The organism is Flavobacterium foetidum, from assembly GCF_004634245.1.
Classification (GTDB): Bacteria; Bacteroidota; Bacteroidia; order Flavobacteriales; family Flavobacteriaceae; genus Flavobacterium; species Flavobacterium foetidum.
In genome coordinates, this window is the sequence record NZ_SJTF01000016.1 from 62,468 (window position 1) to 78,997 (window position 16,530).

Annotated in this window: 17 protein-coding genes; 14 read left to right on the forward strand and 3 right to left on the reverse strand. The window is 34.7% G+C overall.

Annotated elements, in window-relative coordinates:
- Positions 1–3 precede the first annotated feature (3 nt).
- Positions 4–369 carry a nuclear transport factor 2 family protein gene (locus tag E0W73_RS18400; RefSeq protein ID WP_135223505.1) on the forward strand — a complete coding sequence of 122 codons (366 nt, stop codon included), beginning with the start codon at positions 4–6 and terminating at the stop codon, positions 367–369.
- 341 nt (positions 370–710) lie between these two features.
- Entirely contained in the window at positions 711–1,022 is a 312-nt protein-coding gene (locus E0W73_RS18405) for a hypothetical protein (protein WP_135223506.1), read from the forward strand.
- Positions 1,023–1,117: 95 nt separating this feature from the next.
- Here E0W73_RS18405 and E0W73_RS18410 read toward each other — a convergent pair whose 3' ends face one another.
- From E0W73_RS18410 to E0W73_RS18420, 3 genes are all read right to left on the reverse strand, one after another.
- Positions 1,118–1,723, reverse strand: a complete 606-nt coding sequence (locus tag E0W73_RS18410; protein ID WP_135223553.1) for an FAD-dependent oxidoreductase — start codon at positions 1,721–1,723, stop codon at positions 1,118–1,120.
- Between the two features lies 1 nt (position 1,724).
- Entirely contained in the window at positions 1,725–1,928 is a 204-nt protein-coding gene (locus E0W73_RS18415; protein WP_135223507.1) for a hypothetical protein, read from the reverse strand.
- A 103-nt stretch (positions 1,929–2,031) separates the two neighbouring features.
- A complete protein-coding gene (locus tag E0W73_RS18420; protein ID WP_135223508.1) occupies positions 2,032–2,610 on the reverse strand; it encodes a MarC family protein in 579 nt (192 codons plus the stop codon).
- Positions 2,611–2,906: 296 nt separating this feature from the next.
- Here E0W73_RS18420 and E0W73_RS18425 point away from each other — a divergent pair, with 296 nt between their 5' ends.
- From E0W73_RS18425 to E0W73_RS18480, 12 genes are all read left to right on the forward strand, one after another.
- Complete coding sequence (locus E0W73_RS18425; RefSeq protein ID WP_135223509.1) at positions 2,907–3,476, forward strand: DUF3109 family protein; 570 nt, start codon at positions 2,907–2,909, stop codon at positions 3,474–3,476.
- Positions 3,477–3,812: 336 nt separating this feature from the next.
- The gene (locus tag E0W73_RS18430) at positions 3,813–4,790 is read left to right on the forward strand and encodes a ribonucleotide-diphosphate reductase subunit beta (RefSeq protein ID WP_135223510.1); all 978 of its coding nucleotides are present in this window, start codon (positions 3,813–3,815) and stop codon (positions 4,788–4,790) included.
- A 264-nt stretch (positions 4,791–5,054) separates the two neighbouring features.
- Positions 5,055–7,448 (forward strand): ribonucleoside-diphosphate reductase subunit alpha, encoded by a 2,394-nt coding sequence (locus tag E0W73_RS18435; RefSeq protein WP_135223511.1) that lies wholly within the window; start codon positions 5,055–5,057, stop codon positions 7,446–7,448.
- A 118-nt stretch (positions 7,449–7,566) separates the two neighbouring features.
- Positions 7,567–7,959, forward strand: coding sequence for a type II toxin-antitoxin system RelE/ParE family toxin (locus tag E0W73_RS18440; protein WP_394345997.1), 393 nt, complete (start codon positions 7,567–7,569; stop codon positions 7,957–7,959).
- Positions 7,943–8,248 carry a helix-turn-helix domain-containing protein gene (locus E0W73_RS18445; protein ID WP_135223512.1) on the forward strand — a complete coding sequence of 102 codons (306 nt, stop codon included), beginning with the start codon at positions 7,943–7,945 and terminating at the stop codon, positions 8,246–8,248. Before E0W73_RS18440 ends, E0W73_RS18445 begins: the two co-directional genes overlap by 17 nt.
- 29 nt (positions 8,249–8,277) lie before the next feature.
- Entirely contained in the window at positions 8,278–8,457 is a 180-nt protein-coding gene (locus tag E0W73_RS18450; RefSeq protein WP_135223513.1) for a hypothetical protein, read from the forward strand.
- Between the two features lie 389 nt (positions 8,458–8,846).
- On the forward strand, positions 8,847–10,244 hold the full coding sequence (locus tag E0W73_RS18455; RefSeq protein WP_135223514.1) for a DUF1800 domain-containing protein: 1,398 nt from the start codon (positions 8,847–8,849) through the stop codon (positions 10,242–10,244).
- 11 nt (positions 10,245–10,255) lie between these two features.
- Positions 10,256–11,422 carry a DUF1501 domain-containing protein gene (locus E0W73_RS18460; protein ID WP_135223515.1) on the forward strand — a complete coding sequence of 389 codons (1,167 nt, stop codon included), beginning with the start codon at positions 10,256–10,258 and terminating at the stop codon, positions 11,420–11,422.
- A 597-nt stretch (positions 11,423–12,019) separates the two neighbouring features.
- Positions 12,020–12,847, forward strand: coding sequence for a prephenate dehydratase (locus E0W73_RS18465; RefSeq protein WP_135223516.1), 828 nt, complete (start codon positions 12,020–12,022; stop codon positions 12,845–12,847).
- Positions 12,848–12,933: 86 nt separating this feature from the next.
- The gene (locus E0W73_RS18470; RefSeq protein WP_135223517.1) at positions 12,934–14,079 is read left to right on the forward strand and encodes a pyridoxal phosphate-dependent aminotransferase; all 1,146 of its coding nucleotides are present in this window, start codon (positions 12,934–12,936) and stop codon (positions 14,077–14,079) included.
- A 239-nt stretch (positions 14,080–14,318) separates the two neighbouring features.
- Complete coding sequence (locus E0W73_RS18475; protein WP_135223518.1) at positions 14,319–15,179, forward strand: prephenate dehydrogenase; 861 nt, start codon at positions 14,319–14,321, stop codon at positions 15,177–15,179.
- A gap of 12 nt (positions 15,180–15,191) precedes the next feature.
- A complete protein-coding gene (locus tag E0W73_RS18480; protein WP_091494827.1) occupies positions 15,192–16,274 on the forward strand; it encodes a bifunctional 3-deoxy-7-phosphoheptulonate synthase/chorismate mutase type II in 1,083 nt (360 codons plus the stop codon).
- The last annotated feature ends 256 nt before the right edge of the window (positions 16,275–16,530 follow it).

Genomic DNA, 16,530 nt, shown 5'->3' on the forward strand with positions numbered 1-16,530 from the left:
TTTATGGATACAGGATTGGTAGTTAATGCAGAAATCGAACTTTTGACAGCTATTAGAAATGCCGATATTCAGGTTTTGGAAAGTGTTCTTCATGACGATCTTCTTTTTAATCTTCCCGACGGAAATACGATCACTAAGGCACTTGATTTGGAAAGTTACCGATCAGGAAAAATGAAAATAGATTTTCTAGAGGCCTCAGATCAAATTGTAAATATAATCGGCGATACAGCTGTTGTGGCCGTCACAATTTCTCTAAAAGGAAATTTTGACAACAATCCTCTTAACGCGATATTACGATATATTCGTGTCTGGAAACAATTTGGCGAACAACTAAAAGTTATTGCCGGAAGCTGTGTCCCACTGAATTAGACATATCAGCCATTGGGTGTAATTCATATGATTCTTGTGTTTAAAGTAATTTGACCCAACTGGTAAATAATAACTCGTTGGGTGAAATTATTTTAACACATAGAAACATAGTTTAACTAAACTTAAAAAAGGCGTTTCACTAGTGTAAATGCACATAGTTTAGCTATGTGTGGAAACTTGTTTGTTCCATTTTCTTTTTTCGGCACAAAAAACTATGCTTCTATGTGTTAAAATGCTTTTATTTTTTTAATTACACCCAACGAGTAAATAATACTAATTTTTTAAAAGAAAATATAACAAAGTCAGTGTAAATCTTGCGAGATTTGTATTAAAATATTTCTATGAAAAATCTAAAAAAAATAAGCTTTCTGGCAGTTGTAATGGCTTTTGTCTTTTCTTGTGCAAATATGAAAAGCAATAATGCCGTAACCGGAAAGGTTGATTCTATCGAGTCTGGAAAAGATGGGTATACTGCAAAAATTACAACAGATGCAAAAGAAGTCTATTTTGCGACAATCAGCATCGTAAATTTAGGCGGACCTCAGAATTACAAAAAGTTTAAGATTGGTGACGTGGTTTCGGTAAAAGGAGAAAAATGGAAAACCGATGACGAAAATCATATCAAAGTAACAGAAATCGTTTCGGTTAAATAATACTAGAAAAAGATAAACCATATAAGTGATGTAAGTTCATTTCATCTATGCGTAAGGCATATATGAACTTATACAACTTATATGGTTTAAAAATTTTATCGAATACTATCGTGTGCGTGAGTCTGTATGCCGTTATTCCACAAAGTAAGAATGTCGGTTGCAACAGCAGCGCCACTTCCTGCGGCAATAGCCAATTGACTTCGCCAGCCAGCCAAAGTTCCAATTACATAAATGCCGTCAGCAACTTTGTGGTCTTCGTTTTTAAGTTGAATACGCTGTTTTTCAGGTAATGCTTTTTTATGAGGCTCAACAAATTCCGTTAAACCTTCAATGTCGAAAGTATTAGCAGAACCAATTCCCACAACGATATTTTTTGTTTGGTAGGAGTTTTTATTGGTAGTAACAGTAAATTCAGGATAAATTCCTTCCACTTTAACTACTTTTTCATTTGGAATCTGAGCAATATGCGGGTAAGTCGCGGCCAAATCCTGAGTGCTTTCTGTAAGTAGTTCAGAGCCCAACTTTCCTGGACTTATACCATATGCGTTATAAAAAATGGCTTCTTGTAAGGAAGAGCTTTTTTGATGGGTAAAAATTCCGATTTTTTTGTCTGCAGCAAAAGCTTTGTTTTTTGCTGATCCTAAAACCAGTGCGCAAGAAATGCCTGAAACACCTCCGCCGATAATTAAAACGTCAAACATATTATCTGTTGTCATTCATTTTTTCTTCGATTCTTTTTGAAATTCTAAAAATCAAAAGAATCAAAACGGCACAGAAAGAAGCGGCAATTCCAATAAGAGCAACTCCGCTATCTCCTTGCAAAGGATTATTGAAATCGAGCTGCGTAATATTAAAAACAATTAAAGCCAATGCTATAAGCACCAAGATTGAAGTGAAAATTTTCATAAGATTTTATTGTTATCCAAAATAATAAGTATGACTCAGTGGGGGAAAATGCCGCAGAGCTGTATTTTAGAAATTTTATGCGGTAAAAGTATAAAAATTAATTCTAGACGAACAAACCTTTAACATTAGCGGCGAATAATTTAACAGCAATCGCTAAAAGTATCACCCCAAATGTCTTGCGGACAACGCCAAGTCCATTTTCACCAAGCAGATTTTCGATTTTTTTGGAAGACTTCAAAACAATATAAACCAATATTATATTGAGCAGAATTGCAATTATAATATTGATGGTATGAAACTGTGACCTAAGCGAAAGTAAAGTCGTCATGGTTCCTGCTCCGGCAATCAACGGAAACGCTAGAGGAACAATAGAAGCAGATCCGGGTTCTTCGTCTCTGTAAATTCTGATTCCTAAAATCATTTCCAAAGCTAGAAAAAACAAAACAAAGGATCCTGCTACGGCAAATGAATGCACGTCGATGCCGATTAGGTTCAATAAACCTTCTCCGACAAAAAGAAATACAATCATAATGGCGCCTGCCACTATAGAAGCTTTTTCAGATTCAATGTGTCCCACTTTGGCTCTGAGGTTCACAATAATCGGAATTGAGCCGACAATATCAATTACGGCAAAAAGCACCATACTTACAGTTACAATTTCCTTTAGGCTAATTTCTAACATATCGCTTTGGTTTTTAGGGTTTAAAAACGCTGCAAAAGTAAATAATAAAATTAGGTGTTTTTTCGATAGAATGTATTTTTGTTATAAAAATATGTTTTAATAGTTAAAAAAGTGATATTTGTAACAATGTCTGCTTTAACCGCAAAAATCCGCAAAGAATTACGCAAGGTTCGCAAGGATAAAAAAAAACTATAATACTTTGCGAACCCTGCGTAAACCCTTGCGAACTTTGCGGTTAAATTTTAAGAAAGAATATCTGCTTTCTTTGACTATCTTTGCACTCTAAAAATAATATCATGTTTCAGTTAGGTAAAACAATTATTTCAGAGGATATTCTGGAAAAAGAATTTGTATGCAATTTGTCTGCTTGTAAAGGGGCTTGTTGTGTTGATGGAGATGCGGGCGCGCCTTTGAACGAGGCTGAAACTAAAATCTTAGAAGAAATCTATCCAAAAGTAAAACCGTTTTTGCGCAAAGAAGGAATTGAAGCAATAGAAGCGCAAGGAACTTGGTTAAAAGGAACTGATGGTGATCTTGAAACACCGCTTATTGATAATAAAGACTGCGCATACGTAATTTTTGATGGGCAGACCGCTCTTTGCGGCATTGAACAAGCCTATAATCAGGGAATTGTTGACTGGAAAAAACCTGTTTCTTGTCATTTGTATCCAATCCGCGTAAAAGACTTTACAGAATTTGCCGCAGTAAATTATGACCGTTGGGATATTTGCGACGATGCTTGTTCTCTTGGAAAAGAATTGGAGGTTCCGGTTTATAAATTTGTGAAAGAAGCGCTCATTCGTCGGTTTGGAGAAGACTGGTACCTAGAACTCGAAAAGGTAGCTGAAGAACTTAAAAAATCATAAAAACAGAGGCGATTAATTAGTGTTTTTTCTACACCTTTTTTGACTCAAAAAAAATAAATTTTGACTCGAAAAAACTTTCTAAAAAGTATTTAAAATTTCTTGCATTTTATATTAAAAAGTCTATATTTTACAGTCCTCATAACCCTTTTTTTGGATTTTAAAATACTTGTTTTCAGGTATTTAATTGTTGTGTGAAAAATATAGCAATTTTTGAGCGTTGTTAAAAACTCCGATCAATTGTGAATAAGTTTGGCTTTTATTTTTGGCGTGAAATGACAATCTTTGTAATGCCTATTTTAACGGTAAAAAAACACTAAAAAATTAACAAAAACAGTCATGTCACAAATCGAACCGATATTACAAGAAAATAAAAACCGCTTTGTTATTTTTCCGATTAAACATCATGATATTTGGGAATGGTACAAGAAGATGGAAGCGAGTTTTTGGACTGCTGAAGAAATCGATTTGCACCAAGACTTGACGGACTGGAATAATAAATTGAATGACGATGAAAGATATTTCATCAAGCATATTTTAGCATTTTTTGCCGCTTCTGACGGAATCGTTAATGAAAACTTGGCTGAGAACTTTGTAAATGAAGTTCAATATCCAGAAGCGAAGTTTTTTTATGGATTTCAAATCATGATGGAGAATATTCATAGTGAGACTTATTCTTTATTAATTGATACTTATGTAAAAGATGATACTGAAAAAGCGGAATTGTTTAATGCTTTGGAAGTATTTCCTGCAATTGGAAAAAAAGCAGAATGGGCTTTAAAATGGATTGAATCGGATTCGTTTGCTGAGAGGCTTATTGCTTTTGCTGCTGTTGAAGGTATCTTTTTCTCAGGTGCTTTCTGTTCCATTTATTGGTTGAAAAAACGTGGTTTGATGCCAGGTTTAACTTTCTCTAATGAATTGATTTCTCGTGACGAAGGCGTACATTGTGATTTTGCAGTTCACTTGCACAATCACCATTTGGTAAACAAAGTACCAAAAGAAAGAATTAAAGAAATTATTGTTGATGCATTGGATATCGAAAGACAGTTTGTAACTGAGTCTCTTCCGGTAAGTTTGATTGGTATGAATGCTGGTTTAATGACACAGTATTTAGAGTTTGTTGCCGATAGACTTCTTGTAGAATTGGGTTGTGAGCGTGTTTATGGGTCAGCAAATCCATTCGATTTCATGGACATGATTTCTCTTCAAGGAAAAACTAATTTCTTTGAAAAACGTGTTGCAGAGTATCAAAAATCTGGTGTGATGAACACCGACAGCGATGCTCAGAAAATTTCATTCGATGCAGATTTTTAGACAACAAAAATACTTTTAGCGTCTGCTCTTCAAGGGACGCTGAAAAAAGATTACAAAACATTATTTAAGGTTGAATCACTTTCCCCAAGTCGCAGATTCAATAGCAATTTTTGACGCATTTAAATTCGATTTTCGAATTTGAAACGAGTAACTATTGAGAATTTGGTAATTCTCTAAATTTAATTTAAAAACACGCAATGTTTAAGTGCTGGAATTCGTTTTCTAGTTACTTCAATTTTTTCAATAACCATAAAAGGTAAGCTTATGTATGTAGTAAAAAGAGATGGCCACAGAGAGCCCGTAATGTTTGATAAGATTACAGAAAGAATCAAAAAATTGTGCTACGGCTTGAACGAGCTTGTAGATCCGGTAAAGGTAGCGATGAGAGTTATCGAAGGATTGTATGACGGAGTTTCGACTTCTGAATTGGATAATCTTGCAGCAGAAACTGCAGCATCTATGACCATTGCCCATCCAGACTACGCACAATTGGCAGCTCGTGTGGCAATTTCGAATTTACACTCTAATACCAAAAAATCTTTCTCTGAAACGATGAAAGATATGTACAATTACGTAAATCCAAGAAACGGTCAAGACGCGCCATTAATTGCAGATGACGTGTACAAGGTGATTCAGGAAAATGCCGCTTTTTTAGATTCTCATATTATTTATACCAGAGATTTTAATTACGATTATTTTGGGTTCAAGACCTTAGAGCGTTCTTATCTTCTTAAAATAAATGGAAAAATTGTAGAGCGTCCACAACACATGCTGATGCGTGTGTCTGTTGGGATTCACTTAGACGATTTAAAATCGGTTATTGAAACTTACGATTTAATGTCTAAAAAGTTCTTTACGCACGCAACGCCAACGTTGTTCAACGCAGGAACTCCAAAACCGCAAATGTCTTCTTGTTTCCTTTTGGCAATGCAGGATGACAGTATTGACGGTATTTATGATACTTTAAAACAAACCGCAAAAATTTCGCAGTCAGCGGGGGGAATTGGTTTGTCTATTCATAATGTTCGTGCGACTGGATCTTACATTCGCGGTACAAACGGAACTTCAAACGGAATTGTTCCGATGTTGAGAGTGTTCAACGATACAGCTCGTTATGTAGATCAAGGTGGAGGGAAACGTAAAGGAAGTTTTGCGATTTACATCGAAACGTGGCATGCCGATATCTTTGAATTTTTGGATTTAAAGAAAAACACTGGAAAAGAAGAAATGCGTGCGAGAGATTTATTTTTCGCCATGTGGACTTCAGATTTATTCATGAAACGTGTTCAGGAAGATTCAACTTGGACTTTAATGTGTCCTAACGAATGTCCAGGTTTATATGATGTTTACGGAGAAGAATTCGAAGCTTTGTATACTGATTATGAATTTAGAGGAAAAGGAAGAAAAACAATCCGTGCTCGTGAATTATGGGAGAAAATCCTTGAGTCACAAATCGAGACCGGAACGCCATATATGTTGTACAAAGATGCAGCAAACCGTAAATCAAACCACAAGAATTTAGGAACAATTCGTTCTTCAAACTTGTGTACAGAGATTATGGAGTTTACTTCAAAAGATGAAATTGCAGTTTGTAACTTGGCTTCAATCTCGTTGCCAATGTTTATCGAAAACGGAGAATTCAATCACGAATCTCTTTACAATGTTACAAAACATGTAACTCGTAATCTGAACAAAGTAATCGACAGAAACTACTATCCGGTAAAAGAAGCTGAAAATTCAAACATGCGTCACCGTCCGGTTGGATTAGGAGTGCAAGGTTTGGCCGATGCTTTCATCATGTTACGTATGCCGTTTACAAGTGACGAGGCTAAAAAATTAAACCAAGAGATTTTTGAAACATTATACTTTGCAGCTGTAACTGCTTCTATGGAAATGGCAAAAGAAGAAGGGCCGTATTCTACTTTTGCAGGTTCGCCAATGTCGCAAGGAGAATTCCAATACAACATGTGGGGATTAAAAGACGAGGAATTATCGGGTCGTTGGGACTGGGCTTCATTAAGAAAAGAAGTTATGGAGCACGGAGTTCGTAACTCATTATTAGTAGCGCCAATGCCAACTGCTTCTACTTCTCAAATCTTAGGAAACAACGAAGCTTTTGAACCATATACATCAAACATTTACACTCGTCGTGTATTGTCTGGAGAGTTTATCGTAGTAAACAAACATTTACTGGAAGATTTAGTAAAATTAGGTTTATGGAACGAAGATTTGAAACAAGAAATTATGCGTCATAATGGTTCTGTTCAAAACATCAACATCATTCCACAAGACTTAAAAAATCTTTATAAAACAGTTTGGGAAATGTCGATGAAAGATATTATCGATATGTCTCGTCAAAGAGGATATTTTATTGACCAATCTCAATCGTTGAACTTGTTCATGCAGGATGCCAACTATTCTAAACTAACGTCAATGCACTTCTACGCTTGGCAGTCTGGTTTAAAAACAGGAATGTATTACCTAAGAACAAAAGCGGCCGTAGATGCGATTAAATTCACATTAAACAACGATAAAAAACAAGAAACAGCTCCGTCATTAGTTCAAGAAACGGAATCAATCAGTGTTGAAGACTATAAAGCAATGCTTTTAAAAGCACAGTCAGCTGAACCGGAGGATTGTGAAATGTGTGGAAGTTAATTTTAGAGTTTAGATTTTTAAAATACGAAAGCAGTTATTGTAATGATAGCTGCTTTTTTTTGTTGCTATTTGTTTTTGTAAGTTTTTATTTATATTTGTTTTTTTTGAAACTTATGTAATGACAAATGTTTCACTTAAGAACAACTTTTATATATTTGCTAAGATGAATAATGATTCAAAGTTTAGATTTGTTTTTTTCTTTAAAGATTATTTTGAAATTTTTTTTAATAAACAAGAAGAAAAAGTCAAAGCAAAAATAATCTGGACAATACGAGTAATAGAATATGCTGAAAAAATTCCATCTACATATTTAAAATATATTGACAATACCGATGGGCTTTATGAAATTAGAATTCAGTTGGGGAGTAATATATTTAGAATTTTTTGTTTTTTCGACGAAGGAAGATTAATTGTTTTAGCTAATGGATTTCAAAAGAAAACTCAAAAAACACCAAGGAAAGAAATTAAAAAAGCTTTGAAAATTAAAAAGGAATATGAAAACGAAAAATAAAAACTTAACTAGCTTGGAAGATTTTATTGAACAGCATTACGGAAAAGTAGGAACACCAAAACGTGATGAGCTAGAAGCAGGTTATGAAAGCTTTAAAATAGGGGTATTGCTTCAAGAAGCGAGACTTCAAAAAGGAATGACTCAGGAAGAACTTGCGATAAAAGCAGGGACAACAAAATCGTATATTTCAAAGATTGAGAACAATGTAAAAGAAGTTAAGTTTTCGACACTTCAGAAAATTGTAGAACTTGGTTTAGGTGGGCACTTAGAGTTATCAATAAAATTATAAATTTACAAGTGATAGCAAAAAATGGATTATTGGAAAAAGCAGTTCGCAATAAAAAAGAGTTTTATAATCTTGCAACACAATATTTTCAAAATATCGATTCGCAAGAATATGAAGATTTAAAGTTTGATAGTGTTATATCAAAATCCATATCGATTTTAATCGACCATGATTTTATTCCAACTCCATGTATTGAAATTAAATTAAATTAAATTAGAACTTTATAAGAATCAGATAAAGTCAGGTAATTATTTTCTATATCTAAATGAAAATAAAGAATTCGTTGATGAATGTTTATATTAAGAGGAGCCTATGATTCAATGATTATTTGTTGAACATAGCCTGTGGTTTCAACCACGGGAACACAGCGCATCACCCCAATTCGTCTCCCGTGGTTGAAACCACGGCCTATATTTGATAATGGTTGTTCAATTTTGATTATGGTTGTTCAATAATGTGAAAACAATATCTCCGAAAATTCCCCGTTCTAATTATTACCAAAGACTTTCAAAACTTAGCACCTTAGCATCTAAGTAGCTCAGAACCTTCTCTTTTAAACCTTTAAAAGAGAATCGAGTCTTATTGTAATAATTTCTGAACGATGAAAAAAAGCAGTCTTTGGTCCTTACGATTAGGTTTTTCAGGAAAACAAACTTCAAAAATTGAAAAACTCGGCTTAGAAAAATTTCTAAAGCAATCTTATAATTCAAAATTTGATACAGCAATTCCAGGCTTTCTGCAAGATCAGCCTAAAACTACTTTAGAGTTGAAACAAGTTAGGGAAATCATTAAAACTTCAGATCCGGAAACAAAAAAGGAAATTCAGAAAAAAGAAAATCAGGCGACTGCCGAATTCAAAAAATGGTGGATTGCGAAAATGCGTAACGACGAATTTCCGTTACGTGAAAACATGGTTTGTTTCTGGCACAATCATTTTGTTTCGACTTCCCAAAAAGTAAAAATCAATTACTGGATTTACCAGCACAATATGATTTTAAGAGAAAATGCCTTTGGGAATTTTAAAGAATTGACCAAACAGATCCTGAAATCAAATGCCATGGTTCGGTACTTAGACAATGGCGATAATAAGAAAGGAAAAGTAAACGAGAATTTAAGTCGCGAATTACTCGAACTATTTACAATCGGAATTGGGAATTATACCGAAGATGATATTAAAAACGGAGCCAAAGCTTTAGCAGGATTAAATGTTGGTGATGATGGGGCGGTTTATAGAAAAAATATTGAAGACAACAGCGATAAAACCTATTTTGGAAAAACAGGAAACTGGAAAGCAGATGATTTAGTGGATATTATTTTCGAACAGAAAAATATTCCGTATCTCATTACTCGAAAAATTCTGAAATGGTTTATTTATGATAATCCTCCTCAAGATCTGGTTGTTTATTACGGTGATTATTTCCGAAAGCAAAAGTTTGAAATTGAACCTTTATTGACTAAAATTTTTACAGAAGAATTTAAAAAAGAAAATTCTGGGAATAAAATCAAAAATCCGCTGGTTTATATTTTACAACTCTGTGATGAATTGCAGATGGAGAATGTAAATGATGCTGCAATTATGACGTTTATAAAGCAGCAGGGAATGGATTTGTACAATCAGGTGAATGTAAAAGGCTGGGATGGCGGAAATTCATGGCTGACCTCGCAGATTTATCTTCAAAGAAACAATACAGCCGATTTATTGTGCAGTGGAAAAAGTCTGAATAGAAAAGTTCTCAAAACGATGATGAACGGAGTCGAAAAAGAAAAATCGGAATATGAAAAAGTTTCCGTGAAAGTTGCTTTTGATTCGGATGGAAACAACAAAACCATCATTTCTGAATTATCCGAAAGATTATTATTTAATGTCAGCAATTCGGCTCAAAAAGATATGGAAAATCTATTGAAATATGATTTTGATCCGAAAGATCCGCATGCCGATTTTGCTGTCTTGAGACTTTTTAATTACATCACCAAACTTCCAGAATATCAATTAATCTAAAAGTAGTAATCATGAACAGAAGAACTTTTTTAACACTGACTGGGACTTTTACAGGAGGAATGCTGGTGCTTCCTGATTTTTTACATGCTTTTGGTTCGCAGAATAATTTGGTTGTCGGAGAGCAATGTATTGTTTTTGTGCAATTGAATGGCGGAAACGACGGATTGAATACTTTTATTCCGTACGACGATCCGTTATATTATGATTTACGAACGAAGATTGCTTTAAATAAAGATTTAGTTGTCGGAAAAAATAAAGGAATGGCATTTCATCCTTCGCTAAAAGATTTTGCCCAAATGCAGCAAAACGGAGATTTAACGGTAATTCAAAATGTGGGTTATCCGGAACCGATTCGTTCTCATTTTAGAAGTCAGGAAATCTGGCAGACCGCAACAGATTCTAATAAATATATAAACGAAGGCTGGCTCGGAAGATTTCTGGATTTACAATGCAACGGACATCAGGCGACAGCCGGAATCAATTTAGATTCGATTGATAATTTGGCATTAAAAGGAGTTGAACCGAATTTTATAACGGTAAAAGACCCGGATAGATTTAAGGTAAAACCAAAAGAAGAAAATGTGACATTGTCTAAAAATCCGCATTTAGATTTTGTTCGAAAAATTGCCAATTCCGTTACCGAAGGTTCAGATGAAATACAGAAAGCTTTGGCGAAATCAAAAAACGAAATCAGTTATCCGAAAACCGAATTATCTAAAAATTTAGAATGGATTGCGAGATTAATAAAAGGAAATCTAAATTCAAAAGTATATTATACATCTCTAAACGGATTTGATACGCATGATAATCAGCTTGCCATTCACGAACGAAAATTAACCGATTTAAACGATTCGTTATACAGTTTTTATTCCGATTTAAAACAAGCTCAATTATTGCAGAATGTCACAATCGTAGTTTTTTCAGAATTTGGAAGACGCGTAAAAGACAACGGCAGCGGAACCGACCACGGAACTGCCGCGCCAATGTTTGTCATCGGAGGCAATAACAAAGGAACTATTTTAGGAAAGAATCCAAATTTAGCTGATCTCGATAATGGCGATTTAAAGTATGAAATCGATTTTAGAAGTGTCTATGCTTCTCTACTAAAGGAAAAAATGAATTTTGATTATAGTAAAATTGGGATTTTGAATAAACCGGTTTCGGGGTTATTTGGATAATCGCAAATTTTTGTCATTTCGACGAACGAGAAATCTCCACGAGAAGCTCTACAAAGATTGGCTATTTAGATTGCGGAGTTACTTGCGGAGATTTCTCCTTCGAAATGACAAGATTGTGTAGATTGGTTTGCGGAATTTCGAGTGTGATTTCTCCTTTCAGTCGAAATGACAAAAAAAGACCGAGTAATTTGAGAAATTTGAATCAAACAACCACAAAAATTTGCGCTAATTCGTGAATTTGTAGTGAAAAAACTTAGCGCCTTAGCTACTCAGAACCTCAGAACCTCATTTTAATATTCTCATTTTAAGGCAGTTTTTTTACATTATCATACAAAACCTCCTAAATTTGTTAAGAAATCCTTTTTTGTTTCATAAAATGCAATCTTTTTTTTGGTGCACTAAAAATAATTTATACATTCGCAGAGAATTTACAAAATAACACAAACAAAATGGCAACTAACCGTTTTTATTTTAGCAACAATTTTTATTTCTTCTTTAGTAGAAGTCAGGATTGTGCTATGGTTATTTGAGATAAAAATTAAGACAAATAAAACTAATATACAATCCTGATGCAAATCAGGATTTTTTTTTGACTATATGACAACGAAAATTGCAATACAAGGTATTAAAGGATCATTTCATCATCAGGTTGTGAAAGAGTATTTCTCTGAAAATGTGGATATTGATGAATGTTTGTCTTTTGAAGAACTGATCGACAGCCTTATTGCCGGAAAATCTGATCAGGCCGTTATGGCGATTGAAAATTCAATTGCAGGTCCGATTATTCCAAATTATGCATTGATTGACAAGAACAATTTGCACATTATTGGAGAGCATTATTTGAATATTCAGCAAAATTTAATGGCTTTAAAAGGTCAGAAAATTGAAGATATCAGAGAAGTTCATTCGCACCCAATGGCACTTTTGCAATGCATGGATTTCTTGAAACAATATCCAAATATCAAATTGATTGAGGATAAAGATACGGCTGAAACAGCAAGAAGAATTCAGGAAAAACAGTTAACTGGAATTGCGGCAATTGCAAGTGTAACAGCTTCTGAAATGTATGATCTGGATATTATTGCATCATCGATTCAAACAATCAAAAACAATATGACGCGTTTCGTAATCATCAAAAAGCAAAATTCATTTTTGCCGGAAAGTGAAATCAACAGAGCGTCAATCAAATTTGAGTTAGATCATAAAAGAGGAAGTTTGGCGGCGGTTTTAAATGTAATGAGCGACTGTAAACTGAATTTGACAAAAATCCAGTCGCTTCCAAAAATCGAAACGCCTTGGAAATATTCATTCTTCGTAGACGTGACATTCGAGAAATACGAAGATTTTGCAAAAGCTAAAGCATTATTAAACATTATGGCAGAATATTTTAAAGTGCTGGGAGAATATAAGAATACTAGACCTTAAGAAAGTTAAAAGTTATAGGTTAGAAGTTAAAAGTTTTTGACTTTGCTTACGAAATAAAAAACTCTAAAAGAGAATAAATAGAAATCATGATTACAACAGCAAAACGATTAGACACAGTTGAAGAATACTACTTCTCGTCAAAATTAAGAGAAGTTCGTCAGTTGATGTCTGAAGGAAAACCGATCATCAATATGGGAATTGGAAGCCCTGATTTGAGTCCGTCAAAAGCAGTAATTGAAGCAGTCGCTGCGGCAATTCAAGACGAAAATGGGCATGGCTATCAAAGCTATCAGGGATTGCCAGAAATGAGACAGGCGATGGCGGATTTCTATCGTGATCAGTTTGGTGTTGAAGTGAATCCGAATAACGAGATTTTACCTCTTATGGGTTCAAAAGAAGGAATTATGCACATTTCGTTAGCATTTTTAAATGAAGGCGATCACGTTTTGATTCCGAATCCGGGTTATCCAACGTATACTTCGGTAACCAATTTGGTTCAGGCAGTTCCAGTTTATTATGATTTGAAAGAAGAAAATGGCTGGGAACCGGATTTTGAAGCTCTTGAAAAACTGGATCTTTCGAAAGTAAAAATAATGTGGCTGGGTTATCCGCACATGCCGACAGGAGCGAGAGGAAGTTTAGCGTTGTTTGAAAAATTGGTTGCTTTTGCTAAAAAACACAATATCTTATTGATTAATGACAATCCGTATAGTTTTGTTTTAAATGATAATCCGATGAGTTTATTGCAAGTTGAAGGAGCGAAAGAAGTGGCTTTAGAGTTGAATTCGCTAAGTAAAACATTCAACATGGCAGGCTGGAGAGTCGGAATGGTTTTAGGGAATCCTGAAATTATTGATGCAGTCCTAAAAGTAAAAAGCAACATGGACAGCGGTATGTTTTACGGAATTCAGAAAGGCGCTATCGCTGCTTTAAAATGTGATAAATCTTGGTTCGAAGACCAAAACAAAATTTACAGACGCCGCAGAGAATTAACGGAAAAACTAGCAGAAAAGTTAAACTGTAAAGTATATAAGGAAGGAGTAGGATTGTTTGTTTGGGCAAAACTTCCAGAAGGAATCGAATCAGCAGAGAAGTTCATTGACGAAATATTATATGAGAAACATATTTTCATCACGCCGGGAACCATTTTTGGAAGCAACGGCGAAGGATATATCAGATTCTCATTGTGTGTAAAAGAAGAAAAAGTTCAAGAAGCGATTGATCGATTTTAGTATTAAGACTGTAGAATTAAGTATTAAGATTTCCTGCAAGGTTTCCAAAACCTTGTAGGTATAAGACTGAAGGTCTTAATAATATAAACCTACAAGGTTTTGGAAACCTTGCAGGAGACATAAAAGGTCTTGAAAAACGAGAAGCCCTAGCCCTGATAGAAGTGGAAATCCTTTTGCGCTGGGGTTCGGCGGAAAAGATTGAAACGGATAGCAGGAAACAGCTTCAAATAAAAAGAAATATGAAAGTATACGTAATAGGAATAGGATTAATTGGCGGTTCGATGGTGTTAGACATCAAAGGACGTTATCCTGATGCGACTATTTTAGGAATCGATAGCAACGAACAGCATTTGCAGCAGGCAATTGATTTGGGAGTTATTGACGAAGCGGGAAGTTTTGAGGATCTTCAAAAAGCCGATTTTGTAATTGTTTCGGTTCCCGTAGATGTAGCGCTGACGGTTTTACCTAAAGTTTTGGACGCAGTCGGAGATAAAACAATTGTTTTTGAAGTAGGTTCGACGAAAAAGCCAATTTGTGAAGCAGTTGCGAGTCACCCGAAAAGAAGAAATTTTATTGCTACGCACCCAATTGCTGGAACAGAGTTTTCGGGACCATCGGCAGCAATTAGAGGTTTGTTTCAAGGAAAAACAAACATTATCTGCGAAGTCGAAAAGACCGCATTTAAATTACAAGAAAAAGCATTGAATCTTTTCAGTTCAATTGGAATGAGAATTCGATATATGGATCCCGTTTCGCACGACAAACACATTGCTTACGTTTCGCATTTATCGCACATCAGTTCGTTTATGCTTGGGAAAACAGTAATGAATAAAGAAAAAGACGAACAGGATATTTTTGATATGGCGGGAAGTGGATTTGAAAGCACTGTTCGTTTAGCCAAAAGTTCGCCAGCAATGTGGACACCGATTTTTAAGCAGAATAAAGAATACGTTCTAGAAACATTAGAAGCTTATATTGCAAATCTCAGTCGATTTAGAGATTTGCTGAAAGAAGAAGATTATAACGCCATTTTTGAAGAAATGGAAAGCACAAATAAAATAAAAGAAATACTAAACGGATTAACAACAACTAAAAAGTAAATTAGAATAAAGATGGAAAATAAGAAAGAAATGAGAAAGTGGTTAGAAGATTTCAATTTAAATCACCCACTTGTGATAGCTGGACCTTGTAGTGCAGAAACTGAAGATCAAGTTTTGAAAATCGCTCACGAATTAAAAGATTCAAAAGTAAGTGTTTTCAGAGCTGGAATCTGGAAACCAAGAACTCGTCCAGGAGGATTTGAGGGTATTGGAGAAATTGGATTAAAATGGTTACAAAAAGCAAAAGCTGAAACTGGTTTATTAATGGGAACTGAGGTTGCGACTGCAGCGCACTGTAAACTAGCTTTAGAATATGATATCGACGTTTTATGGGTTGGAGCACGTACAACGGCAAACCCTTTCGCAGTTCAGGAAATTGCTGATACTTTAAAAGGAACAGATAAAATTGTTTTGGTTAAAAACCCTGTAAACCCAGATTTAGCTTTATGGTTAGGTGGTGTTGAGCGTTTACATATGGCTGGAATCGAGAAATTAGGAGTTATCCACAGAGGTTTCTCAACTTACGAAAAAACAAAATACAGAAACATTCCAGAGTGGCAGATTGCTATCGAATTACAAAATAAATTCCCTGATTTACCATTAATCATTGATCCATCTCACATAACTGGAGATCGTAAAATGATTTTCGAAGTAACGCAAGAAGCTTTAGATTTGAACTACGATGGTATGATCATCGAGACGCACATCGATCCAGACAATGCTTGGTCTGATGCTGCACAGCAAGTTACTCCAGATGCTTTGAAGCAAATCATTAAAGATTTGACGATCAGAAAAACGGATGATACTACAGACGAGTACAGCCAAAAAATGAAAAAACTAAGAGCTAACATCGATGTTTTGGATGCTAACTTATTAGAATTGTTAGGAAAACGTATGAAAGTGGCTGACGAAATTGGTCAGGTGAAAAAAGACGCTAACGTTGCGATTCTTCAAAACAACCGTTGGAACGAAATCTTAGGAAAAATGATTTTGGAAGGAGAGAAAAAAGGTCTTACTGAAGAATTCGTTTTAAGAATGTTCAAAGCAATTCACCAAGAAAGTATTGGTCACCAAGAGAAAATTTTCAATGCATAATTTTCTTTAAACCATATAAGTGATATAAGATAATTAAGTTTTTGCTAAACTTTGGCCTTGAATTTCTTATAGCATTAATTGAAAATAGATTGTTTTTTTAAAATCCCTATTACTTCGAAAAGAAGTGGTGGGGATTTTTGTTTTAATTATAGCCAAAGGTTTCAACGTTGAGAACGCAATCCATATTCCATTTTTAAGCATTTAATTCTAATCTCTGTTTCAGGTTTAAGCCTTAGGCTATGTTTAACACAGAACT

Excerpts from the sequence above, each read along its gene's own strand:
- E0W73_RS18400 (WP_135223505.1), top strand. The coding sequence starts at position 4 with ATGGATACAGGATTGGTAGTTAATGCAGAAATCGAACTTTTGACAGCT.
- E0W73_RS18405 (WP_135223506.1), top strand. The coding sequence starts at position 711 with ATGAAAAATCTAAAAAAAATAAGCTTTCTGGCAGTTGTAATGGCTTTT.
- E0W73_RS18410 (WP_135223553.1), bottom strand. The coding sequence starts at position 1,723 with ATGTTTGACGTTTTAATTATCGGCGGAGGTGTTTCAGGCATTTCTTGC.
- E0W73_RS18415 (WP_135223507.1), bottom strand. The coding sequence starts at position 1,928 with ATGAAAATTTTCACTTCAATCTTGGTGCTTATAGCATTGGCTTTAATT.
- E0W73_RS18420 (WP_135223508.1), bottom strand. The coding sequence starts at position 2,610 with ATGTTAGAAATTAGCCTAAAGGAAATTGTAACTGTAAGTATGGTGCTT.
- E0W73_RS18425 (WP_135223509.1), top strand. The coding sequence starts at position 2,907 with ATGTTTCAGTTAGGTAAAACAATTATTTCAGAGGATATTCTGGAAAAA.
- E0W73_RS18430 (WP_135223510.1), top strand. The coding sequence starts at position 3,813 with ATGTCACAAATCGAACCGATATTACAAGAAAATAAAAACCGCTTTGTT.
- E0W73_RS18435 (WP_135223511.1), top strand. The coding sequence starts at position 5,055 with ATGTATGTAGTAAAAAGAGATGGCCACAGAGAGCCCGTAATGTTTGAT.
- E0W73_RS18440 (WP_394345997.1), top strand. The coding sequence starts at position 7,567 with ATGACAAATGTTTCACTTAAGAACAACTTTTATATATTTGCTAAGATG.
- E0W73_RS18445 (WP_135223512.1), top strand. The coding sequence starts at position 7,943 with ATGAAAACGAAAAATAAAAACTTAACTAGCTTGGAAGATTTTATTGAA.
- E0W73_RS18455 (WP_135223514.1), top strand. The coding sequence starts at position 8,847 with ATGAAAAAAAGCAGTCTTTGGTCCTTACGATTAGGTTTTTCAGGAAAA.
- E0W73_RS18460 (WP_135223515.1), top strand. The coding sequence starts at position 10,256 with ATGAACAGAAGAACTTTTTTAACACTGACTGGGACTTTTACAGGAGGA.
- E0W73_RS18465 (WP_135223516.1), top strand. The coding sequence starts at position 12,020 with ATGACAACGAAAATTGCAATACAAGGTATTAAAGGATCATTTCATCAT.
- E0W73_RS18470 (WP_135223517.1), top strand. The coding sequence starts at position 12,934 with ATGATTACAACAGCAAAACGATTAGACACAGTTGAAGAATACTACTTC.
- E0W73_RS18475 (WP_135223518.1), top strand. The coding sequence starts at position 14,319 with ATGAAAGTATACGTAATAGGAATAGGATTAATTGGCGGTTCGATGGTG.
- E0W73_RS18480 (WP_091494827.1), top strand. The coding sequence starts at position 15,192 with ATGGAAAATAAGAAAGAAATGAGAAAGTGGTTAGAAGATTTCAATTTA.